Here is a 22,380-nt window from a genome sequence, read left to right on the forward strand (position 1 = left end):
GCATGCGCCAGAAACCCACCGTACTTGCCCGCGAGATCGTCGCCACCAGCCGGCTGTTCTGCGTCGAAGAGCTGAAGCTGCGTTTCTCCAATGGCGTGGAACGCACCTACGAGCGACTGGTCGGCAAGGGCGCCGGCTATGGAGCGGTGATGATCGTGGCAATGCTCGATGCCGAGCACGCGGTGCTGGTCGAAGAATACTGCGGCGGTACCGACGAATATGAACTGTCGCTGCCCAAAGGCCTGATCGAGCCTGGCGAAGATGTGCTGGCTGCCGCCGAACGCGAGCTCAAGGAAGAAGCCGGTTATGGCGCGCGACAGCTGGAGCATCTGACCGAGTTGTCGTTGTCCCCCGGTTACATGAGCCAGAAAATCCAGGTGGTGCTGGCCACCGACCTGTACGAAGAGCGTCTCGAAGGCGACGAACCCGAGCCGATGCGTGTAGACAAAGTCAATCTGCGACAGCTGTCGGCACTGGCGCAGAATCCGAATTTCAGTGAGGGCCGCGCCCTGGCGGCGCTGTACCTGACCCGCGATCTGCTGACCCAGCGCGGATTTTTCAGTCATGAGTGAGATATCGATGAATTTTCCCCATCCGTTGATGGCGCCGGTGGTTGAACTGGCCCTGCGGGCCGGCGAGGCGATCCTGCCATTCTGGCGTGCCGATGTGGCGGTCACCGCCAAGTCCGATGATTCGCCGGTGACGGCGGCGGACATGGCCGCTCACCACGTGATCGTGGCGGGCCTGACGGCGCTGGACCCGAGCATTCCGGTGCTGTCCGAAGAGGACGCCAACATCCCGCAAAGCGTGCGCGCAGGCTGGCAGCGCTGGTGGTTGGTGGACCCGCTGGATGGCACCAAGGAGTTCATCAGCGGCAGTGAGGAATTCACCGTCAACATTGCGTTGATCGAAAACGGCCGGGTGGTGTTCGGTGTGGTGTCGATGCCGACCACTGGGCGGTTCTACGTCGGCGGTGCGGGACTCGGTGCCTGGCGCGGCGACACGGGCGGCACACCGGTGGCGATTCAGGTTCGTGACGTACCGGGGCCTGGCGAAGCGTTCACCGTGGTTGCCAGCCGCCGTCATTCGAGTCCGGAGCAGGAACGCTTGCTGGCCGGTTTGAGCGCCAGCCTTGGCGAGTTGCAGCTGGCCAACATCGGCAGTTCGCTGAAGTTCTGTCTGCTGGCCGAAGGTGCGGCGGATTGTTACCCGCGACTGGCGCCGACTTCGCAATGGGACACGGCGGCGGCGCAGGGCGTTCTGGAAGGGGCGGGCGGTGAAGTGCTCGACCTGAGTGGCGCAGCGTTCTGTTACCCAGCTCGGGAGTCTTTGTTGAACAGTTTCTTCCTGGCGTTGCCGGCGAAAGCCGCATGGCGGGCGAAGCTGCTCGAACTTGCCCGCTCGTAAGCGTGTTCAGTCTTCAGCGGTGCAGGACGTACTGCCCGCTGAACGTCACTGCATCTTCATTGCTCCCGGCATTGACGATCCGCGTGTGCAGCGTCAGTCGCGCCCGCCCGTAGCGCTGATACATTGTCAGAAATTTCTTCCACTGCGCTGCGCTCGGTGACGGGCAAATCGCAATGGCATCACCGGTCACCGGCAGTGGATAACTGATCTGCCCCTCCTGGATCACGATGTGGCCGTCGGTGATGCCTTCTTCCTTCAATCGCAGATGCAGCCAGCCCCAACCGGCCAGCACCGCGCCGCAATACAGGCTGCCGCCGAACATGGTGCTCTTGTGATTGACGTTGGCGTCCAGCGGCAAGTGCAGGCGTAGTTGCTGTTCCTGCCAGTCGAGCACCTTGAGGCCCATGTCCCGGGTCAGCGGGATGTCGTGGTGAAGAACGGATTCCAGATAGCGACTGTCGTGCTTCATGCCCGGACCTCTTGCGGCAGAAAAGTGAATTGAGCGTGCTTCATTCGGATTCGTCGGAATGGCCGCCGCTGCCAGCGAAATTCAGCCCGTGCTTGCGCAGTTTGTCGTGCAGGGTCTTGCGCGGAATGCCCAGGGCTTCGGCGAGACTGCGCACGGAACCGTGAGAGCGGGCCAGTTCGGCGGCGATCAGGGATTTCTCGAAATTTTCCACTTGTTCGCTGAGCCCGCCCGCCGTGATCTCGACGGTGGTGCCGGGGCTGCCATCGGGCTGCGTGTTGTCCAGGGCCAGCTCCAGGCCGAGGGCAAAGCGCTCTGCCGCGTTCTGCAATTCCCGCACGTTGCCCGGCCATGAATGGCGCAGCAGCAACGCCCGTTGCGCCGGTTGCAGTTCGTGAGGTGGCAGTCCGTGGCGGGCACTGGCTTCGTCGGCGTAATGCTGGAACAGCATCAACGCGTCTTCGCCTCGTTCGCGCAACGGCGGAATGCGCAGCGGTGCCACGTTGAGGCGGTAATACAGGTCGGCACGGAAACGTCCCTGATCGGCGGCCTGGCGCAGGTCTTCCTTGGTGGCGGCGATGACGCGGATGTCCAGCGGGATCAACTGATTGCCGCCCAGACGCTCGACCACTCGCTCCTGCAACATGCGCAGCAGTTTGACCTGGACGTCCATGCTCATGCTCTCGATTTCGTCGAGGAACAGCGTGCCGCCATTGGCGAATTCGAATTTGCCGATCCGGCGCTTTTGCGCGCCGGTGAAGGCGCCGGGTTCGTGGCCGAACAATTCGCTCTCGACCACCGACTCGGCCAGCGCCCCGGCGTTGATCGCCACGAACGGGCCGTTACGCCGGCTCGACAGGTCATGCAGGGCGCGGGCGACGACTTCCTTGCCGGCACCGGTTTCGCCGAGGATCAAGACATCGGCCTTGGTCGCCGCCAGCGCGCCGATTTGCTCGCGCAGGCGCGACATCGGTGCAGACTGACCGACCAGCCGTGCGCTCAACTCGTTGCGATCACTCAGGGCCATGCGCAGGCTGCGGTTGTCCAGCACCAGGCGCCGCAGGGCCAGGGCGCGGCGCACGCTGTCGAGCAGGGCGTCGCTGGCGAAGGGCTTTTCCAGAAAGTCGTAGGCACCCGCGCGCATGGCTTGTACGGCCAGCGGCACATCGCCGTGGCCAGTGATCAGCAGCACCGGCAACTCGGGATCCTGAGCGTGCAACTCGCTCAACAGTTCCAGGCCATCAATGCCGGGCATGCGGATGTCGCTGACCACCACGCCCGGCCAGTCGCGCTCCAGTTGCGCGGCCAGACCCTTGGCCTCGGACAGCGGAAGAATTTTCAGGCCGGCCAGATCCAGAGTCTGGCCAAGGGCCTGACGCAGGTGCGGATCGTCGTCGATCAGCACCACCTGAATGCGGTTGTCGATGGTCATGCGCTTCGATCCTCGGACGGTTGCAGGCTGACCCCGGGCGCGCCGGCGCGCAGCCGCAGGGTGATCAAGGCGCCACCTTGCTTGTGGTTGGCGAACGACAGTTCACCGCCGAAGGCGCGCATCAGGGTTTCGCAAATGGCCAACCCCAGACCCAGACCCTGGGTGCGGGTCTTGGTCGTGTAAAACGGTTCGCTGGCACGGCCCAGGGCTTCCATGCAGAAACCCGGGCCATTGTCGCGAATGTACAGATTGACGCCTTCGTCGGTGGATTCGGCACTCAGCCACAATTTGCGCGGCGGGCCTTTTTCAGTCAGAGCGTCGAGGGCGTTGGCCAGCAGGTTGCCCAGCACCTGGCGCAGACGGGTTTCCCCGGCCTCGACCCAAAGGGTGGCGGCCGGCAGGTCGCGGATCAGTTCGACATCCATGCTCCGGCGACGTTTGGCCAGCAAGGCAAGTGCGTCGTCCAGCGCCGGTTGCAGGGCCACGCTTTCCGGGGCGTGGCGGTCACGGCGGGCGAAGGCGCGCAGGTGGGCGATGATCGAGGCCATGCGCCCGGTCAGCTCGCTGATCAGTTTGAGGTTGCCTCGTGCGTCTTCGGTGCGTTCATGGTCGAGCAGCACTTCGGCGTTTTCGGCGTAGCTGCGGATCGCCGCCAGCGGCTGGTTGAGTTCGTGGCTGATGCTCGCCGACATCGTCCCCAGCGCCGAGAGTTTGCCGGCCTGCACCAGATCGTCCTGGGCGCGCACCAGTTCCTGCTGGGCCTGTTCGCGTTCCAGCACTTCCTGTTTCAGGCGGCGGTTGAGGCCTTCGAGATCGCTGGTACGTTCGGCAACCCGGCCTTCGAGTTCCCGTCGGGCCTTGGCTTCGAAGGCGATCCGTTCCAGGTAATGACGACGACGCTGCATCATCAGGCCGAGCAACAGCATCACCACCAGCAAGGTGGCGCCGCCGATCGCCACCACCGTGCGCACAGGTCGGTCGATCAACGTACGCGGGGCGAGGATGCTGACGCTCCAGCCGGTTTCCGCGATCTCCTGAGTCTGTGGCAGCCACGCGGTCGGGCTCAGGTTCAGCGGGCGTGGCTCGCGGGTCGGGTAGGGCTGGATTGCGGTGATCGCCGCGCGCTCGGTATCACTCAGGGTGCGCGTTGCGCGAAAACGCCATTCCGGGCGGGAGGTGAGGATGACCACACCGTTGTGGTCGGTCACCAGCAGTTGTTCCGGGGTTTTGCCCCACAGGCTTTCGGTGTGGTCGAGGTCAACCTTGATCACCAGCACGCCGATGATTTTTTCGCCGTTGCGCACGGCGGCGGCGAAGAAGTAGCCGCGCTTGGCAGAGGTAGTGCCCAACCCGAAGAAGCGCCCGAGGCGTCCGGCCATGGCTTCGCTGAAGTACGGCCGGAATGAGAAATTACGCCCGACGAAACTGTCGTGCTTGTCCCAGTTCGACGCTGCGAGCGTCTGGCCGTTGGTGTCCATCAGGTACATGACTTCGGCGCCGGTCTGCGCGGCGATGTTTTTCAACAGGCGGTTGGCGTTGCCCTGGGTCACGCCATCGTCCGGCGCCCCGAGTACAGCGCGCAGGGCGGGCAGGTCGCCGAGGATTTGCGGCAGCACTTCATAGCGATGCAGCGTGCCCAACAGGTTGGCGACGTAGAGGTCGAGGGTCTGGCGGTTCTGACCGGCCAGTTCGCTGCGGTAATAGCGCTCGGCCAGGTGTTCCAGCGGCCACAGCAACGGCGCCAGGCACAGGGCCAGCAGGGCAAGACTGCGCCAGCGGGGGCGACGGGGAAGGGTCGGAGTCATGAGCATCGAGCGCCTGTGGGTACAGGCGCATTATGCCTAGGCTTGCCGGCGCAGTCTGCGCACCCGTGGCCGGGTATGCAGCGGCGCTGAAGATTCACACAGGACTTCAGGAAAAGACGTCAGCGTCCTTGAGGAAAGCGGCTGCCTGATCCTTGGCCGACAGTTTCGGCGCTTCGTCCAGCTGCCAGTCGATGCCCAGGTCCGGGTCATTCCAAAGAATGCTGCGCTCGGACGACGGGTTGTAGTAGTCGGTGGTCTTGTAGAGGAATTCGGCGAACTCGCTCAGCACCACGAAACCGTGGGCAAAACCTTCCGGTACCCACAGTTGGCGATGATTGTCGGCGGACAGGCGCACCGCCACCCACTTGCCGAAATGCGGCGAGCTGCGGCGGATATCCACGGCGACATCGAGGACTTCGCCGGCGGTGACGCGGACCAGTTTGCCCTGGGTATTTTCCAGCTGGTAATGCAGCCCGCGCAGCACGCCTTTCTGCGAGCGCGAGTGGTTGTCCTGCACAAACTGCGTGTCGAGGCCGGTGGCGTCCTGAAAGGCCTTGGCATTGAAACTTTCGTAAAAGAACCCGCGCTCATCACCAAACACCTTGGGTTCGATGATCAGGACGCCAGGCAGGTCAGTGGGGATTACATTCATGGGGATATTCCAGTGGCAGGTTTGAATGGCCGACATTCTTGCGCAAAGTGCCGGTGGGTGCGAGAGGGGCATGCAAATCCCCCTGCTTCGCAACCTGTCAGGGGACGGATGGTCTGGGGGTTGCTTATCGCCTGAAGCAATGGCGATATAGGCGCCTAATAAAATTTCAGGGGTCGCTCCATGTCGTTCGCCACGTTGATTCATCGCGCCAGTTTGCCCAGCCCTCAGGTTTCGCTGGAGCAGGCACGGCATCTGCTGGCGCAGCATTACGGCTTGAACGGCACGTTGCAGGCCCTGGGCAGCCAGCAGGATCTCAATTACCGGGTCGACAGCGAGCGTGGGCGGTTCGTGCTGAAGATCTGCCGGGGCGATTATTCGCTGGTCGAGCTGCAAGCCCAGCATGCGGGCCTTAAGTACCTGGCCGAGCACGGCGCGGTGAAGGTGCCTCGGGTGATTGCGGCCAGTAACGGTGCTGACCTGCTGACCCTGGACGTCGAGGGCGAATCGGTGCATGTGCGGCTGCTCGATTACATCGAGGGCCAGCCACTGACGGCTCTCGATCATCTTGGCCACGAAGTTGTTGCCGGGTTCGGCCGGCTCTGCGGCGAAATGGATCTGGCCCTGGCCGGGTTCGACCATCCGGGACTCGAGCGCACGCTGCAATGGGACGCGCGCCACGCCAGCGCACTGATCGAGCACCTGCTGCCGGTCATCGAAGACGAACGCCAGCGCGCGCTGATCGCCGAGGCTGCCGAACAGGCCAGACTTCGTTTGCAGCCGCTGGTGGAGAAGCTGCCGGTGCAGGCGATCCACATGGACATCACCGACGACAACGTGGTCTGGCAACGGGATGCCCGGCGGCACTGGCAGTTGCAGGGCGTTATTGATTTCGGCGACCTGGTGCGCACCTGGCGCATCACCGATCTGTCGGTCACCTGCGCCGCGCTGCTGCATCACGCCGCAGGCGATCCGTTGGTGATTCTGCCGGCCGTGCAGGCCTATCACGCGGTCAATCCGCTGCAGCACGAAGAACTGCTGGCGCTGTGGCCGCTGATCGTGGCGCGGGCGGCGGTGCTGGTGCTCAGCGGCGAGCAACAGGTCAGCATCGATCCGGGCAACACCTACAGCCGCGACAACCTGACCCACGAATGGGAAATCTTCCGGGTCGCCACCTCGGTGCCGCTGGCATTGATGGAGGCGGCGATTCTTACGGCGGTCGGCCAGACATTGCCGGCCATCGACAGTGAAGGTTTTGCGCCGCTGTTGCCCGATCTGGTCGGGCGCGAATTCGCGTTGATCGATCTGGGTGTGTTGAGCGCGCACTTCGAAGCAGGGAACTGGGAGCAGCCTGGCATCGATCAGCGTCTGTTGAACGAGGCCGCTGTCATCCATGGTCTGGCGGCCAGTCGCTATGGACAATACCGTCTGTCCCGCACTCGGCCCGACAGCGCCGATGAGCCAGAGACTTTCCCGCTGCACGTCGAATTGCATGTCCCCCAAGGTTCGACGGTGGAGGCGCCGTTCGCTGGCGTACTGCACCTGTCGGCCGACGGCGCACTGCGACTCGACGGCCCGCAACTGAGCCTGCGTCTGTGGGGCGTGAAACCTTCGTTGCACAGCGGCGCTGCGCTGGTGAAAGGTCAGGTGCTGGGTTCGGTGGACGGTCCGTTGATCGTGCAATTGATTCGCGGCGCACAGCTTGAGGCGCCGCTGTTCTGCACGCCGAGCCGTGCGGCTGCTTGGCAAGCACTTTCCCCATCACCGGCCGCGCTGCTGGGCCTGGCCTGTGACGCCGAACCCGAGCTGGACGCAGCAACCCTGCTGGCGCGTCGCGACGCCAGTTTCGCCCGCACCCAGAAACACTATTACGTCGACCCGCCGCGCATCGAGCGCGGCTGGCGCAATCACCTGATCGACATGCAGGGCCGTTCCTACCTCGACATGCTCAACAACGTCGCGGTGCTCGGCCACGGTCACCCGCGCATGGCGGCGGTGGCGAGCCGGCAGTGGTCGCTGCTCAACACCAACTCGCGGTTCAACTACGCGGCCGTCGCCGAGTTCTCCGAGCGCTTGCTGAAACTGGCGCCGGAGGGCATGGATCGGGTGTTCCTGGTCAACAGCGGCAGCGAGGCCAACGATCTGGCGATCCGCCTGGCGTGGGCCGCCAGCGGTGGCCGCGACATGATCAGCGTGCTGGAGGCTTATCACGGCTGGACGGTCGGCGCGGACGCGGTCTCGACCTCTATTGCCGATAACCCGCAGGCCCTGAGCAGTCGCCCGGACTGGGTGCATGCGGTCACCGCTCCAAACACCTATCGCGGCGAATTTCGCGGCCCGGATTCGGCGCCGGATTATGTGCGCAGCGTCGAGCATCATCTGGCGAAGATCGATGAGCAGAAGCGGCAACTGGCCGGGTTCATCTGCGAGCCGGTCTACGGCAATGCGGGCGGGATTTCGCTGCCGCCGGGCTACCTGAAAAGGGTCTATGAATTGGTGCGCGCCCGTGGCGGCGTGTGCATCGCCGATGAGGTGCAGGTCGGTTACGGCCGTATGGGCCATTTCTTCTGGGGTTTCGAAGAGCAAGGCGTGGTGCCGGACATCATCACCATGGCCAAAGGCATGGGCAACGGCCAGCCGCTGGGCGCGGTGATCACCCGCCGGGAAATCGCCGAGGCGCTGGAGGCCGAGGGCTATTTCTTCTCGTCCGCCGGCGGCAGTCCGGTGAGCTGCCAGATCGGCATGGCGGTGCTCGATGTCATGGAAGAAGAAAAGCTCTGGGAAAACGCCCAGGTGGTCGGCGCCCACTTCAAGGCGCGACTGGAAGCGCTGATCGATCAATATCCGTTGGTCGGCGCAGTGCACGGTTCGGGGTTCTATCTGGGGGTCGAGCTGATCCGCAATCGGGAAACCCTGGAGCCGGCAACCGAGGAAACCACGCTGTTGTGTGATCGCCTGCGCGAGCTGGGGATCTTCATGCAGCCGACCGGCGATTACCTGAACGTTCTGAAGATCAAACCGCCGATGGTCACCTCGCGTCAGAGCGTGGATTTCTTTGTCGACATGCTGGCGAAGGTGCTTGAAGAAGGGCTTTGAGGCGATCCGCAACCTTCAAATACCGATTTGTATCGGTATTTGAAGGGGTTAATTCAGATTGTTTTTCATTGTTGGCTTCTAAAGCCGATATTTATCGTTTATAAAGTCGCCATAGTCCGTCGTCCAACCCTGTACGGCGTGTTGAAAACCCTCGACGGTTCCCTGGAGTCTGATCGACATGACCACATTGAAAAGTACACCACGCGCCGATGGCTTCTACATGCCGGCCGAATGGGCACCGCAAACCCAGACCTGGATGATCTGGCCCGAACGTCCGGACAACTGGCGTCTGGGCGGCAAGCCAGCGCAGGCCGCTCACGCCGCCGTGGCCAAGGCCATCGCGCGTTTCGAACCGGTAACCGTGGCGGTGTCCGCCGGCCAGTACGAAAACGCTCGCGCTCGCCTCGACGTGCCGAATATCCGCGTGGTCGAGATGTCCAGCGATGACGCCTGGGTTCGCGACAGCGGCCCGACTTTCGTGATCAACAACAGCGGCGAAGTGCGCGGTGTGAACTGGGATTTCAACGCCTGGGGCGGTTTTGACGGTGGCCTGTATTCGCCGTGGAATCGCGACTCCCAGGTCGGCGGCAAGATCCTCGAAATCGAGCGCAGCCCGCGTTATCGCACCGAAGGCTTCGTGCTCGAAGGCGGCTCGATTCACGTCGACGGCGAAGGCACCCTGATTACCACCGAAGAATGCCTGCTCAACCGCAATCGCAACCCGCACCTGGGGCGCGAGGAAATCGAAGCGGTGCTCAGTGAAAACCTGTCGGTGGACAAAATCATCTGGCTGCCGGATGGCCTGTTCAACGACGAAACCGACGGCCATGTGGATAACTTCTGCTGCTACGTGCGTCCGGGCGAAGTGCTGCTGGCCTGGACTGACGATCCGCAGGATCCGAACTACCCGCGCTGCCAGGCCGCGATGAAAGTGCTGGAAAGCAGCACCGACGCCAAGGGCCGCCCATTCACGGTGCACAAGATGCCGATTCCGGGGCCGCTGTTTGCCACCGAAGAAGAATGCGCGGGTGTGGACCCGGTGGACGGTACTCAGGAGCGCAACCCGAGCGTGCGCCTGGCCGGTTCCTACGTGAACTTCCTGATCGTCAACGGCGGGATCATCGCGCCAAGCTTCGACGACCCGATGGACGCTCCGGCTCGGGAGATACTGCAGAACCTGTTCCCGCAACACGAAGTGGTGATGGTGCCGGGGCGCGAACTGTTACTGGGCGGCGGCAATATTCACTGCCTTACCCAACAGCAGCCCGCGCCGCACAAAGAGTGAGTGCGGATGTAACAGCTTGAGTTGATTGGGAAATCGACCGGGCAGTCGTTTGTTGCCCACGCTTGAAGAGAAACCCGCAACCCGTCAGGACTGCGGGTTTCTTTATGTCCGCTGGTCGACAATTGCCAGACATTGGCATAGCTCTTGTATCGCTCATGGTGCACTAGGGAGGGGGGAGAACTTCAACAGTTCTGTCATAAACCTTGGATAACGTAGCCGCTCATGAACGGGGAGAGAGCGCTGAAATGAACGCCGAAGTGAACGTAATCAGCGAGCGGACGTTGCATCCCATGGCTGTAAATAGTGAGTCGCTCCAGATTGTCGCGCACTGGTTGAAGTCCAATGGAACGCGTCAGATCAGGGAACCTGATCCGCGCCGGATGATGATCGAGCGTTACCCCGCTGGCCTGTTCAGCGAGGCCGAACTGGAAGCACTCTGGGATGTGATGGAAGGATAAGAAGAACAAACAGGGATTGTAAAAAGCGCTGCCGGGATGGCAGCGCTTTTTTTATGGGCGCGATATCAGAAGCTGCAGGTGCCAATGCCCACCAGGTTGTCTGCCTGATCTGGAAGTGGCGGCTGCCGGTCTCGATTTGACCGATTGCCGAAACACACTGAAAGGCATTCCGGCGTTTTTCTGCAACGACCGAGGGACTAATGTGCCGACATCATTTTTCCCACCTTCCAGCCGGAGTTTTCCGATGACTCTTCATTACATCTACGACCCGCTGTGCGGCTGGTGCTATGGCGCCAAACCGCTGGTGCACGCCGCACAGCAAGTGCTGCCGGTGATCGCCCACGCCGGCGGCATGATGACCGGTGCCAACCGCCAGAACGTTTCACCGCAACTGCGCAATTATGTGATGCCTCATGACCGACGCATTGCCGAATACACCGGTCAGCCGTTTGGCGAAGCCTATTTCGAAGGCCTGTTGCGCGATCACACCGCGGTGTTTGATTCGGCACCGCCGATTGCCGCTGTGCTGGCAGCGGAGAAAATCGACGGCCGTGGCCTGGAGCTGCTGGGGCGTTTGCAGACGGCGCACTATGTCGAGGGGCGCCGAATTGCCGACGAAAGTGTGCTGTTGGAATACGCGGTGCAGCAGGGTTACGACGCCGCTACTTTCTTGAACGCCAAGCAGTCCGTCGACACCGAGCAACATATGAAGAACAGCCGCGCTCTGTTGGCGAAACTCGGCGGGCAGGGTTTTCCGACTCTCGCACTGGAGCAGGATGGTCAGTTCACAGTGGTGGATATCGGCCCGTGGCTCGGTAAACCGCAGGCCTTCGCTCAATGGTTGAGTGAGTCGTTTACGCCTGCGACAGCGGCGCATGCCTTGCCGGTCTGTGGCCTCGACGGATGTGCGTGACTCGGCATTAAAATCCCTGATTACAGGCGTTTCCCTGCACGAAGCCACCGCAAAATTTACTTTTTTTAGACGTTTTTCGCCTATTTAAAGACGATTCTTGAAATTGACACATTGTTGAGGGCGCGGCTACGATTCGGCCCAACGCCTGTGGCTAACCGCCATGACTCAAAATCAGGAGCAGGCCCGCCATGACATTGTCTTGAGCGGGTCTTTTTGTTTCGGGGTGAATAAAAGAGTGCAATAAGCGCCGTTTCAGCCGTTCGACACAGCGCGTTTCAACCCGTAATAAGGAAAACAAAATGTTGAACAAGCGAATCAGTTTGATCGCACTGGGGATGTTGAGTGCCACTTCGGCCATGGCTAACGACCAGGCCGAGTCCAAGGGTTTTGTTGAAGACAGCAGCCTCAAAGTGCTGCTGCGCAATGCCTACATCAATCGTGACTACAAAGATGGCAACCAGGACAAAGCCGAATGGGGCCAAGCGGCCATCGGTACGTTCTCGTCCGGTTTCACTCAAGGCACCGTGGGTGTGGGTGTGGATGCCTTCGGTCTGTACGCACTGCGCCTGGACGGCGGCAAGGGCCGCAGCGGTGCCGGTGGTATCGACTTCTTCAAACAGGGTGACAGCGGCAACGCGGCTGACGACCTGTCGAAGGGTGGCGCAGCGGTAAAATTCCGTATCTCCAACACCGTACTGACTTACGGTGACCAGATGCCGGCCCTGCCGGTGCTGAGCTATGACAACGTGCGTCTGCTGCCGGAAAGCTACACCGGTACTTTGATCACTTCCAAAGAGATCAAAGGCCTGGAGCTGAACGCCGGCCGTTTCACCGCCGAATCGCGCAAGAGCGCTGAAGGCCGTGACAGCGGTGGTCTGAAGTCGATCAACGTGTTGGGCGGTAGCTACCAGTTCACCGAACAGTTCAAGGCAGCGCTGTACGCTTCCGACGTCGAAGACGTGCTGAAGAAACAATACGTGAACGCCAACTACGTGTTCCCGATCGACAAGGATCAGTCCCTGACCCTGGATTTCAACGGTTACCGCACCAAGCTGGACAACTCCTACGTCCGCGAAAACGGTGTAACCGGCGACGACAACAAGATCTGGAGCCTGGCAGCGACCTTCGCCACCGGCCCGCACTCGTTCACCGTGGCGCACCAGCGCTCCACCGGCGACAGCAACCTGGGTTACGCCTACGGCGGTTATCAGAAAGGTCAGGGTCGCGTGGGTGACGGTGGCAACACCATTTACCTGGCCAACTCCTACTGGTCCGACTTCAACGCTGAAGACGAGCGCAGCTGGCAGTTGGGCTACGGCCTGGACTTCAGCGCATTCGGCGTACCGGGTCTGAGCTACAACTTCGCGTACGTGCGTGGCGACAACATCACCACGTCCACCAGCGAAGGCGGCACCGAGCGTGAGATCTTCAACCAGTTCAAGTACGTCGTGCAAAGTGGCCCGGCCAAAGACCTGAGCATCAAGCTGCGTAGCTCGATCCTGCGTGTTTCGCAGAAATCCAGCGAATACAACGTCAGCGGCAACGAACTGCGTGTATTCGTGGATTACCCGATCAATATCTTCTGATGATCGGTTGACCCGCAAAACGCGACAGAAAAACCCCGACTGGTTCGGGGTTTTTTTTTGACGCTTTTTGAAAAAACAGCATAAAAACCCGTGTTTTTGTCATTTGAAATGCACTTTCAAGCCGTTTCAAATCGCGTTTCAAACAGGGCTTTAAATGCCTGAAATTCTTTCTCATGGACGCAAATTCTCCACCTAATAGATTAGGCCGCTCAATGCAGCGGAGAATTTGGTAATGATCGTTTTAACCAGAGAAGTGGGCGAATCGCTACGGCGCGACAAGTACGCCAATGTGCAGGGTGCTGACTTCAATCTCTACGGTCATTTCGCCGACTTCGTCAGACTGACCAAAAGTTGGGAAAACATGGAGCCTGACAGTTACTACGGTCAGGCCGAAGCCGGCATGCGTTACCGTCGTTACAGCGACTTTGAGTACAACCCCAAGACTCGCGAACTGAAGCAACTGGAACATCGCGCGTACGTGCAGTCCAAGGCCAACAACAGCTATGTGGGCGGTGTGGTTCGGCACTTCCAGGACTTCTCGGACGAAGTCATCAGCTCGCCGGTGATGCGCAGCCTGATCGACACCGATTTCGAAGTGTACAAAAGCGTGTTGCCGGAAGAGCTGCACGATGAAATCTGGCAGTGCCAGATCCATCAGATCCGCATCGAGATCAAGCCCGGCAAACAACTGGAAATCACTCCGGAAGGGATTCACTGCGACGGTTACCCGTTCAGCGGCGTGCACTTCTGGGGGCGCAACAATGTCGAGGGCGCCGAAAGCCGCCTGTACGACATCCATGAGCAGCAACTGGCGTCGACCACTTACCAGGAAATCCTCGACACCACCTATTTCCTCGACCGTGACATGCGTCACTACGTGACACCGGCACGCAACACCCACTCCCACGCCATGGCGTACCGGCAGATCCTGGCGATTTCCTTCTCGCGGCCCGGGACCGCTTTCGACATTGTTCGCTAATCAGATCACCCCAATCGACGGCGTCGAATGCTCGACGCCGGTGGTGCTGCGGCGCGCGACGGCCAAGGACGCGCAGCGCATGGAGCGCTTCTTCCGCCAGTTCGACGAAGTGTCGTTCTGTGAATGGCAGGACGCCAAATGCCTGCGCGGCGTGTTGATCCAGAAAACCACCACGGCCTATCTGGCGTTCGACGTCGAAGGCGAGATCGTCGGCGCGGTGCTGGGCGGCATGCTCGGCAGCCGTGGCACGATCAACCATCTGGCGGTCAGCCTGCGCTATCGCAGCCAGGGCGTGGGCCAGCGGCTGGTGGAAGCGGCGTCGGCCGACATGAAACGGGTCGGAGTGCTGCGGATGTTCCTGTTCGTCGATGATGCTAACCTCGCGGGCAAGCGTTTCTGGACGGCCCAGGGTTTTTGCGAACCTCACGGCGAGCGGACATTTGAGAGGGATCTATGAATGAAACATCCGGCAGTGCGCCGCTGATGGTCGACCGTCAGCCATCGCGCACCTTTGCCGAAGCCAGCCCGGTGGTCGCTGGTTACTTTACCGTGTCGTTCGTGTTCGGGCTGATGGCGGTCAATGCCGGGCTGCCACTGTGGCTGCCGGTGGCGATGTGTCTGTTCGTGTATGCCGGGGCTTCGCAGTTTGCGGCGCTGGCGCTGATCAGCAGCGGTGCGTCACTGACCACCATCGTGCTGACCACATTTCTGATCAACGCGCGGCACATGTTGATGTCGGTCTACATGGCGAAAGCCCTGCGAGCGCTGGGCCTGAGCCGCATGGAGCGCTGGTGCTATGCCGGCGGGCTGACCGATGAGTCGTTCGCCTTTCACAGCGTCAAACTGGGCACCGGGGCACCGGTGAACGTTCGCTATCTGATCGGCTTCAACCTGTTCTGCCACACCTCCTGGGTGATCGGCGGATTGCTCGGCGCCCTCTGCGCGCAGTACGCCTCGCACCTGATCAAATACCAGCTCGACTACGCGCTGACCGCGATGATGCTCTACGTGCTGGTCTCGCTCTGCAACACCCGCAATAAACTCATCGCCGCTTTGGCCGCAGTCGTCTGCATGGGCGCACTGAGCCTGGTGGGCAGCTCGCCATTCAACGTTTTCATCGCCACGTTTGTGGGCTGCGGAGTGGGTGTATGCCTGACCAAACGTTCCTGATCCTGGTGGTCGCGCTGATGATGGCCGTGACCTTCCTGCCACGGGCCTTGCCGCTGCAGGTCAACACCGAGCACTGGCCGCCCTTCGTCGCCCGCGCGCTGGAGTACCTGCCGGTGGCGATCGTCGCTGCGATCAGCCTGACACCCTTGTTGATCAAGGATCAGCACATACAGCTCGATCGCCCGGAATTCTATGCAGCGATTCCGACGCTGTTATGTGCGTATTTCAGCAAAAACCTCTTTCTCAGTGTGGCGGTTGGGACGGCTGCGTACATTGCGCTCGGCTCGTTCATGTAGCGGCAGATCGACCACGTCGTTCAACGCCTGGCCGGACAGATCCGGATTGTTCACCGCCAGGCGCACTTCGAGGAAATCCTCGAACCCGGGGAAGATCGTCAGGCCGTTCTTCTGCGCGGCCTCGCGGGAGACCATGCCGACCGCATCCATTTGGGTGATGAGCGACAGGGTCAGCGTTTCGCTGCAGGAATAAATCGTGCGCTGACTGTTCTCGTGATTGCCCAGCCCGGCGTCGAGAAAACGCAAAAAGCTGTGGGAATACGGACAATCTTCTGCGGGACGCACCTGAAACTTGTTGCCAAGCAAGGTCAGCGGATCGTTCTCCTGACCACAGTGCGCGCCGACCACCTGCACCTGTACTTCAGGCAGGACAATGCTCGGCAGACCCGGACGCTGCGGACCGATCAGCACCGCAAGGTCAAAGTCCTCGTTCTTCAGCTTGCTGAGGTTTTCCATCGACTCGGCGTAGCTGAATTCCATCTGGTAATCAGGAAACACCTCGATCAGGCGCCCGATCAGTCGCCGGTTGAAATCCGGGTCCAGCGTGGTGTTCAACGCCACTTTCAACGTGCGCTGTCCCGGCACCTTCAACGCTTCGACTTTCGCTTCCATCTGCCGCGTGGCGATCAGCACTCTGTCCATATAGGGCGTCAGCTCGGTGCCTTGCGGCGTCAGCGTCAGCCCCTTGTTGGATCGTCTAAACAAGCGGAAACCGAACTGCTCTTCGACCTTGTTCAACTGTGCGGCCAGGGCCTGCACGGTCAGGCACGAATGCTCGGCTGCGGCCGACAACGAGCCGGTCTGCACGATGCGCATGAGGTTGCGTAAGGTTCTGCTATCCATGGGTAATGCCCTCTGAAGTGGGCTGGGTATTGTTGTGTACGTGACGGCCTGAACGGCGCCATTTGCCGGCTATATTCCTGTACCTGAGCATAGTTGTCGCGCAATTAGTAGCGAATCGATGTCTCCGCCGATGGCTGGAGGCTGACACAGGATCGGGTTTTTTGGTGACGTGGGGGTGATTGGGGTCAAAAAAAGTGCACGGTTTGGGTGCGTCTGCGGAGATTTTTCAAGGGAAACGACTGACAGGGTAAGCGCGTTATGCCAGCAATTGAGCAGGCGTATCTCAAAGGAAGTTCAAATAACGCTCATAAAAAAGCCGACATAACTGTCGGCTTTTTTGTCGAAATCACTCGAAATTGTGCTCCCTCAAGCAGGGGAGAAGAGGTCTCACCCGAACGCTAATTTTCAGGTCATCAACGGGGTTCCTAACGCCGACTATCGCCACCTGATGGCAGCCGGTTTCGCGCTCTTGGAGGGATTCTCTGTCACTGAACCTCGGCTTGTCAATTCATTACACCACCTCACAAATGAAGTACCCCACCCCTACTTTTTCCCCTCCCGGCACACGCCTAAATTGAGCTCCAACACCTGACCATCATCCCGAGGGCAGGTCACTGGAGTAGTCGTCATGCCATTTGTCAGCGTACGCATCACCCGCGACGGCGTTACCCGTGAGCAGAAAGCTCAGGTGATCGCCGAAATCACCGAAACCCTGGAGCGCGTCCTCAACAAACGCCCGGACCTGACCCACATCGTGATCGAAGAAGTCGACACCGATAACTGGGGCTACGCCGGCATCACTACCACCGAGTACCGCCGACAGCTGGCGGAACGGGGTCAGTCATGACCCCGACCGTGACCATCGATTTCATTTCCGACGTGGTGTGCCCCTGGTGCGCACTCGGGGCGACAGCGCTGGAGCAGGCGATCGGCAATCTGGCCGGCGAGATTTCGGTGAAGCTGACTTACAAGCCCTTCGAACTCAACCCGGACATGCCCGCCGAAGGCGAACCGGCCGTGCAGCACCTGATGCGCAAATACGGCCGCACCGCCGAAGACGTCGCCGCCGGCAAGAAGATGCAGATCGAACGCGGCAAGGCCATCGGTTTCGAGTTCGACCTGGAGAAACGCACGCACTTTCACAACACCTTCGATGCCCATCGCTTGCTGATGTGGGCGGCGCAGGAAGGGCGGCAGATCGCGCTGAAAAAGATCCTGCTGCGCGCTTACTTCCGCGACGGCGACAACCCCAACGATCACCCGACGCTTATACGTCTGGCGACCGAAGCAGGACTGGATGCGGCGAGGGCCCGCAAGGTGCTGGCCAACGATGAATTCGCCAGCGAAGTGCGGCAACTGCAGGCGTTCTACCGGCAGCACGGGATCAACTCGGTGCCCGCGCTGATCCTGAACGGCAAGCACCTGGTGTCCGGTTCGCAATCGGTCGAGTACTACGAACAAATGCTGAAACAACTGGCTAGCGCCTGATTCAACACCCACTTATTGATTGAGGATTTCATCATGAGCAATTCGAAAAAAACTGTCGTTATCACCGGAGCTTCCCAAGGTCTGGGCGAAGGCATGGTCAAGGCCTTCCGCGAACTGGGCTACAACATCGTCGCCACCTCGCGCTCGATCAAACCGTCGAACGACCCGCAGATCCTGACCATCGCCGGCGACATCGGCGACCCGGCCACCGCACAACGCGTGATCAGCGAAGGCGTGGCCCGCTTCGGTCGCATCGACACCCTGGTCAACAACGCCGGCATCTTCGTCGCCAAACCGTTCACCGCCTACACCCCGGAAGACTACGCCGCAATGCTGTCGGTCAACCTCAATGGCTTCTTCTACATCACCCAACTGGCCATCGCCGAGATGGAAAAACAGGGCAAGGGCCACGTGGTCAACATCACCACCAGCCTGGTCGACCACGCCATCGACGGCGTACCCTCGGTCCTCGCGTCGCTGACCAAGGGCGGCCTCAACGCCGCGACCAAATCCCTGGCCATCGAATACGCCAAACGCGGAATCCGGGTGAACGCGGTATCGCCGGGCATCATCAAGACACCGATGCACGGCGAGGAAACCCACGCGGCACTGGGCGCGCTGCATCCGGTTGGACACATGGGCGAGATCGACGACATTGCGCAGGCGGTGGTGTATCTCGATAACGCGAATTTTGTGACCGGCGAGATTCTGCATGTGGATGGTGGGCAGAGCGCTGGGCATTGATTGATGCGGTAACACAAAGCCCTTGCAGCGATGCGAGGGCTTTTTTGTGGGCGACGATTTACGGATCCGGACTCAACACTTTGACCGCGTCATCGACCAGCGCCTTGCTCAGCTCCTGCAAATATTGCGAGGCGCAGGCGTGGAGTTCTGGATCGTTGGCGGCAGAGGTATCTGATGTGAGCAGTTTGGAAATGTGCAGCAGGTGGGAGGCGTGGGAGAGGGCGGTGGCGACCGGGACGCCGGGGGTGGTGCGAAAGAGTGCGTGGTTGGACTGGAAGGAAAAATGGGTGAGACCGAGGGTTTTTAGGTCGTGGGGGTTGGTCATGGCTTCACCTACCGTTGGCTGGTTGGTGGAAAGGGCAGACTTTGGACGGATCGATGCTAATCATTTGTGAAACTCCCTGTATCAAATGAGGCTGCCAATTCGTTCTCAGGCGAAAGGGTGGCAGCTATGCGCAGGCTGAGAAACCGGAGATACAGGAACCCGGCAGGCTCGAAAGCCTCCCACGCACAGCCGCCATTGCACGGAAATGCAGGCACAAAAAAACGCCGGCAAACGTGGGTTGGGGCGCTGGTGCGCCTGCATCTTACGCGGGTTCTCAGGCCCGGTCGCTGGATTGGCAGCGACGGGTTTGACGGTAGCGTGGAGGAGGATTGAGCGCAATCGTGGCCAGGTGGTGGCGGAGGCTAGCGATGTTCCAGATGTGTGGTGCAACAGTTATGTTGCATGCGTAACAGATATGTTGCACATTCGCTCTACCGAAACAGCGAGTGATGCACATGAAGTACAGCGAGTTTCGGCGATGGTTGAAAGCCCAAGGCGTTGAGTTCCAAACCGGCAAGGGCAGCCATTTCAAGGTTTCCTTGAATGGCCGATCAACTGTCTTTCCCGACCACGGAGCCAAGGAGATGGGCGAAGGGTTGAGAAAATCGATAATCAAACAGCTGGGCCTCAAGGATTGAGGCCCAGCTGTACCCCATGAGAGGAAACGTGATGTTCGAATATGCGTTGGAAGTCCACGAGGAGCCGAGCAGTGTCTGGTTGTCCTGCGCAGAAATTCCAGAGATGCACGCCGCTGGCGACACCCTCAAGGAAGCGCTCGACGGCGCCATAGATGCAATGGAGACGGCCTTGTCGATTTACGTTGATGATCGTCGGTTGATTCCGACAGGTGATGCGGGAGAGCAGGAAAGTGACGCTGTTTTGCGTCTGCCTGCACTGACTGCCGCAAAGGTCGGGTTGTGGAATACCCTTCTCGAGTCTGGGGTGAGCAAGGCTGAACTGGCACGGCGCTTGGGTGTGCAACGACCCCAGGTAGATCGGTTAGTCGATTTCCTGCATCACTCCAAGATAGAGAATGTCGAGCGTGCATTGCAGCAGCTTGGACGGCGGATTTTGCTTTCGGTTGAGGCTGCTTAAGATTGGAGAAAAGCCCCCGACAGCGATCGCTGTCGGTGGCTTTTCATTTGGGGTGGAAAAAACCAATCCCAGAAACAACAAAGCCCCTGCATTTCTGCAGGGGCTTCGTTTTGTATGGTGCCGGCACCAGGAGTCGAATTCTCGGCTAATACATTCTTAAAAAAGAAATTTAATCGTTTTGTAAAGTATCTCTATCTCAAAGATTACCCTTTATGTGTAAATCTGCGTTGAGGGTCAGTTCTAGGTGAGCTTGTGAACGATAAAAAAGCACCGCAATCTGTGAGGCTTTTCTTCACGCCGCTGGTTCTGGGTCGGGCGGCTCTATTAGAGCCGGTGGTGGTTGCGGTCCGTTCGCCGATTGATGCCCCGTAGGGAAAGCATTAGATGGCCCAACGAGGCCGCCGGGTGTGTTCCAAGCAGGTGAGGCCGGTGGAACTCCTCCGGGACCTGATGGTGGCGGTGGAGTAAACGCGCCTACCTTGGTCAACAAGTCCTGAACAACCTTTCCTTCGATAGTCTGGTATGGGTCCAGATACTGAGTTCCGATATGCAAGGCATCCGTCTTGATGATGTCCACGGCCTGACCAGTCTTATCCTTTTTATCGCCTCTAGACATAAAGAAAGCTGCGTATTTGCTCGGCGGAACACCAGAAAACGTCTCAAATAATGTCTTATCTGGAGTCCAGGCATCGGTGGTGATGGCGTCCTCGTGCAGATCCAGCGCCAGGCTTTTTTCATACGGTTCGATGTAGACAACTCGCTTAATTCCGGCAGCGATGATGTGCCGAGCGCAGTTATGGCAAGGAAATGTTGTTGTGTACAAGACGCAAGAGTCGGTCGAGTTCCCGTGAGAGCGCGCTAATCCGAGAATAGCTTCCATCTCCGCATGGATGGCGCGGGAGAACTCGATGATTGACCCTGCTCTGGTTTCTTTCTGGATCAGCCGGGCAAGCTCGTCTTTGGTCTCTTGTGTGACAGTCACTTTTTTGCTGACGATATTCACAATATCTTCAATGAGATGAGATTTGTGTATGTCGTTGTAGCATTTGCCACCATGAAAAATGCACCGCTGATCGTTGGTACTGTCCGACGTGTATAGGCCGCCACCAAATTTCGGAACATCGTTCCAGCCAAGAGAAATAACATTCCCTTCTTTGTTGACGATGGCTGCACCTACTTGCCTGCTAAGGCATGCGGACTTCAGCGAAGCGGAATACGCGGCGTACATTCCCGACTCATCGGCGGTCGGTGTAATTCCATTTTTACCATGGACCAACGCAGCAAATCGCTGACAGGGAGCGGTGAGGTTGGAGACCGAGTCCTGATTGTTTCGAATGAAGAAGTCAGCAAGCTGTAGTGTTTTCTCTAGCTTCTGCCCGTGGGTTGCATTCAGTTCGTTCCGGTCACGGTCAATGAGGTATTGCGCTTCGTGCTTAGGAATTCTTTCTGTGCGAGTCAGATAGTTGAATCTGATTTTTTCAGGGCTGAGGACGCCTATCAGATAAAAAATATCTCCATAGACGAGCTTGAAGAGTTCTACCTCTTCTGGATGTTTGAGCTGGTCGATGATGTAAACAGTTTTGGGGGCCTTGCTATCTTGGCCTTTTGCGATGGTGCGCTTGACTGCAATTTCCTGCATGGCCAAAGCTGCAAGAATCGGAGGATCAAACTTTTTTCTGAGCTCGTTGCCTAGGTCCTGAAGTGTTGTGTAGCGGTCCTTGCCTAAGGACACATCCAATGAGAGAGCCTTCAACTCGGGCGGCAGTCCATGAGTTCTAAAGTGCCCCCTGATGATATCGCTGACCTTCACATGTTCAGTGATATATCCGTATTCCTCGAACTGAAGACGGATAGAGCGAATAACGTCTGCCAAATTGCAGCCGACCGGGCCACAAAAAGCAATGATGATCTCATCGGTGCGTCGACCTTCGATTCGTTGACGCATGCTCGTTGTGGAGGATTTTGCATCCGCACTTTTAGCAATTCGTTCCTTGGGGGCGGGCGCGGCCATCTTCAGTTCCTTGAAGCATTATTGAAATATTTCGGAGCTACCAATCGGCCTTTTGAGCGTTAGCAACAACCATCTCCAGAGCCTTTCTGTACTCCTCAGTTGCCTGCCGTTCCTTGAACTGAGCGAAGCCGATCACGTTCGAGCGCTGATCCATGGCGCCCTTGGCGAGCTTCGCGGATTGCTGCACGTTTGACTCCTCAGTTTTTTTCATCTCGGCTTCATCCCCTGGTGGTGACGGTCAAAAACAGGCCCGCATTCTACAGGCGCGCATGCTCAAGTTAAACCTCAGATTGGGGATTAGCATAGCCCTATTTGCGAAGACGACAAGCGGT

Annotated in this window: 24 protein-coding genes; 16 read left to right on the forward strand and 8 right to left on the reverse strand. The window is 59.5% G+C overall.

Going from position 1 to position 22,380, the window contains the following annotated elements; all coding sequences use genetic code 11:
- Positions 1-2: 2 nt before the first annotated feature.
- The gene (nudE, locus tag PDR5_RS01390) at positions 3-572 is read left to right on the forward strand and encodes an ADP compounds hydrolase NudE (RefSeq protein WP_064592763.1); all 570 of its coding nucleotides are present in this window, start codon (positions 3-5) and stop codon (positions 570-572) included.
- A 1-nt stretch (position 573) separates the two neighbouring features.
- A complete protein-coding gene (gene cysQ, locus PDR5_RS01395) occupies positions 574-1,407 on the forward strand; it encodes a 3'(2'),5'-bisphosphate nucleotidase CysQ (protein WP_064600651.1) in 834 nt (277 codons plus the stop codon).
- A gap of 13 nt (positions 1,408-1,420) precedes the next feature.
- On the opposite strand, the gene PDR5_RS01400 is transcribed toward cysQ, so the two are convergent.
- From PDR5_RS01400 to rfbC, 4 genes are all read right to left on the reverse strand, one after another.
- Entirely contained in the window at positions 1,421-1,876 is a 456-nt protein-coding gene (locus tag PDR5_RS01400; RefSeq protein ID WP_064592765.1) for a YiiD C-terminal domain-containing protein, read from the reverse strand.
- Positions 1,877-1,916: 40 nt separating this feature from the next.
- Positions 1,917-3,305 (reverse strand): sigma-54-dependent transcriptional regulator, encoded by a 1,389-nt coding sequence (locus PDR5_RS01405; RefSeq protein ID WP_064592767.1) that lies wholly within the window; start codon positions 3,303-3,305, stop codon positions 1,917-1,919.
- A complete protein-coding gene (locus PDR5_RS01410; RefSeq protein ID WP_064600652.1) occupies positions 3,302-5,110 on the reverse strand; it encodes a sensor histidine kinase in 1,809 nt (602 codons plus the stop codon). Before PDR5_RS01410 ends, PDR5_RS01405 begins: the two co-directional genes overlap by 4 nt.
- A gap of 106 nt (positions 5,111-5,216) precedes the next feature.
- Complete coding sequence (rfbC, locus tag PDR5_RS01415; RefSeq protein WP_064592770.1) at positions 5,217-5,762, reverse strand: dTDP-4-dehydrorhamnose 3,5-epimerase; 546 nt, start codon at positions 5,760-5,762, stop codon at positions 5,217-5,219.
- A 180-nt stretch (positions 5,763-5,942) separates the two neighbouring features.
- On the opposite strand from rfbC, the gene PDR5_RS01420 reads away from it, so the two are divergent.
- From PDR5_RS01420 to PDR5_RS01460, 9 genes are all read left to right on the forward strand, one after another.
- Positions 5,943-8,855 carry an aminotransferase gene (locus tag PDR5_RS01420; RefSeq protein ID WP_064592772.1) on the forward strand — a complete coding sequence of 971 codons (2,913 nt, stop codon included), beginning with the start codon at positions 5,943-5,945 and terminating at the stop codon, positions 8,853-8,855.
- Positions 8,856-9,033: 178 nt separating this feature from the next.
- A complete protein-coding gene (gene aguA, locus PDR5_RS01425) occupies positions 9,034-10,140 on the forward strand; it encodes an agmatine deiminase (protein ID WP_007952634.1) in 1,107 nt (368 codons plus the stop codon).
- 245 nt (positions 10,141-10,385) lie between these two features.
- Positions 10,386-10,598, forward strand: a complete 213-nt coding sequence (locus tag PDR5_RS01430; RefSeq protein WP_007952633.1) for a hypothetical protein — start codon at positions 10,386-10,388, stop codon at positions 10,596-10,598.
- A gap of 244 nt (positions 10,599-10,842) precedes the next feature.
- Positions 10,843-11,511: a DsbA family protein gene (locus PDR5_RS01435; RefSeq protein WP_064592774.1), complete on the forward strand. Its 669-nt coding sequence runs from the start codon at positions 10,843-10,845 to the stop codon at positions 11,509-11,511.
- A gap of 299 nt (positions 11,512-11,810) precedes the next feature.
- Positions 11,811-13,097 carry an OprD family porin gene (locus PDR5_RS01440; RefSeq protein WP_064592776.1) on the forward strand — a complete coding sequence of 429 codons (1,287 nt, stop codon included), beginning with the start codon at positions 11,811-11,813 and terminating at the stop codon, positions 13,095-13,097.
- Between the two features lie 232 nt (positions 13,098-13,329).
- Entirely contained in the window at positions 13,330-14,076 is a 747-nt protein-coding gene (locus PDR5_RS01445) for a 2OG-Fe dioxygenase family protein (RefSeq protein ID WP_011331995.1), read from the forward strand.
- Positions 14,077-14,155: 79 nt separating this feature from the next.
- A complete protein-coding gene (locus tag PDR5_RS01450) occupies positions 14,156-14,533 on the forward strand; it encodes a GNAT family N-acetyltransferase (protein WP_007952618.1) in 378 nt (125 codons plus the stop codon).
- Entirely contained in the window at positions 14,530-15,246 is a 717-nt protein-coding gene (locus PDR5_RS01455; protein WP_011331997.1) for an AzlC family ABC transporter permease, read from the forward strand. The genes PDR5_RS01450 and PDR5_RS01455 overlap by 4 nt, the downstream gene beginning before the upstream one ends.
- Positions 15,225-15,542: an AzlD domain-containing protein gene (locus PDR5_RS01460; protein WP_007952614.1), complete on the forward strand. Its 318-nt coding sequence runs from the start codon at positions 15,225-15,227 to the stop codon at positions 15,540-15,542. The genes PDR5_RS01455 and PDR5_RS01460 overlap by 22 nt, the downstream gene beginning before the upstream one ends.
- Here PDR5_RS01460 and PDR5_RS01465 read toward each other — a convergent pair.
- Positions 15,459-16,385, reverse strand: coding sequence for a LysR family transcriptional regulator (locus PDR5_RS01465; RefSeq protein WP_064592778.1), 927 nt, complete (start codon positions 16,383-16,385; stop codon positions 15,459-15,461). The two genes, PDR5_RS01460 and PDR5_RS01465, sit on opposite strands and share 84 nt — an antisense overlap.
- Before the next feature lie 628 nt (positions 16,386-17,013).
- Between PDR5_RS01465 and PDR5_RS01470 the strand changes: the two genes are divergently transcribed.
- From PDR5_RS01470 to PDR5_RS01480, 3 genes are read left to right on the forward strand one after another with little or no spacing between them, the layout of a single operon-like run.
- Positions 17,014-17,232 carry a tautomerase family protein gene (locus PDR5_RS01470; protein ID WP_007952610.1) on the forward strand — a complete coding sequence of 73 codons (219 nt, stop codon included), beginning with the start codon at positions 17,014-17,016 and terminating at the stop codon, positions 17,230-17,232.
- Entirely contained in the window at positions 17,229-17,873 is a 645-nt protein-coding gene (locus PDR5_RS01475) for a DsbA family oxidoreductase (RefSeq protein WP_064592780.1), read from the forward strand. Before PDR5_RS01470 ends, PDR5_RS01475 begins: the two co-directional genes overlap by 4 nt.
- Before the next feature lie 33 nt (positions 17,874-17,906).
- Positions 17,907-18,617 (forward strand): SDR family NAD(P)-dependent oxidoreductase, encoded by a 711-nt coding sequence (locus tag PDR5_RS01480; RefSeq protein WP_064592782.1) that lies wholly within the window; start codon positions 17,907-17,909, stop codon positions 18,615-18,617.
- A gap of 58 nt (positions 18,618-18,675) precedes the next feature.
- Here the strand turns inward: PDR5_RS01480 and PDR5_RS01485 are convergent, their stop codons facing one another.
- Positions 18,676-18,942 carry a DUF3077 domain-containing protein gene (locus tag PDR5_RS01485; protein WP_064592784.1) on the reverse strand — a complete coding sequence of 89 codons (267 nt, stop codon included), beginning with the start codon at positions 18,940-18,942 and terminating at the stop codon, positions 18,676-18,678.
- A 455-nt stretch (positions 18,943-19,397) separates the two neighbouring features.
- On the opposite strand from PDR5_RS01485, the gene PDR5_RS01490 reads away from it, so the two are divergent.
- Entirely contained in the window at positions 19,398-19,580 is a 183-nt protein-coding gene (locus PDR5_RS01490) for a type II toxin-antitoxin system HicA family toxin (protein WP_064384144.1), read from the forward strand.
- A 31-nt stretch (positions 19,581-19,611) separates the two neighbouring features.
- Positions 19,612-20,037 (forward strand): type II toxin-antitoxin system HicB family antitoxin, encoded by a 426-nt coding sequence (locus PDR5_RS01495; RefSeq protein ID WP_064592786.1) that lies wholly within the window; start codon positions 19,612-19,614, stop codon positions 20,035-20,037.
- A 292-nt stretch (positions 20,038-20,329) separates the two neighbouring features.
- Here the strand turns inward: PDR5_RS01495 and PDR5_RS01500 are convergent, their stop codons facing one another.
- Together PDR5_RS01500 and PDR5_RS29600 are read right to left on the reverse strand one after the other, a co-directional pair.
- Positions 20,330-22,048: an anti-phage dCTP deaminase gene (locus PDR5_RS01500; protein WP_064592788.1), complete on the reverse strand. Its 1,719-nt coding sequence runs from the start codon at positions 22,046-22,048 to the stop codon at positions 20,330-20,332.
- 37 nt (positions 22,049-22,085) lie between these two features.
- Entirely contained in the window at positions 22,086-22,235 is a 150-nt protein-coding gene (locus tag PDR5_RS29600) for a hypothetical protein (RefSeq protein WP_156669306.1), read from the reverse strand.
- Between the last annotated feature and the right edge of the window lie 145 nt (positions 22,236-22,380).

Source organism: Pseudomonas sp. DR 5-09 (genome assembly GCF_001655595.1).
GTDB lineage: Bacteria > Pseudomonadota > Gammaproteobacteria > Pseudomonadales > Pseudomonadaceae > Aquipseudomonas > Aquipseudomonas pharyngis.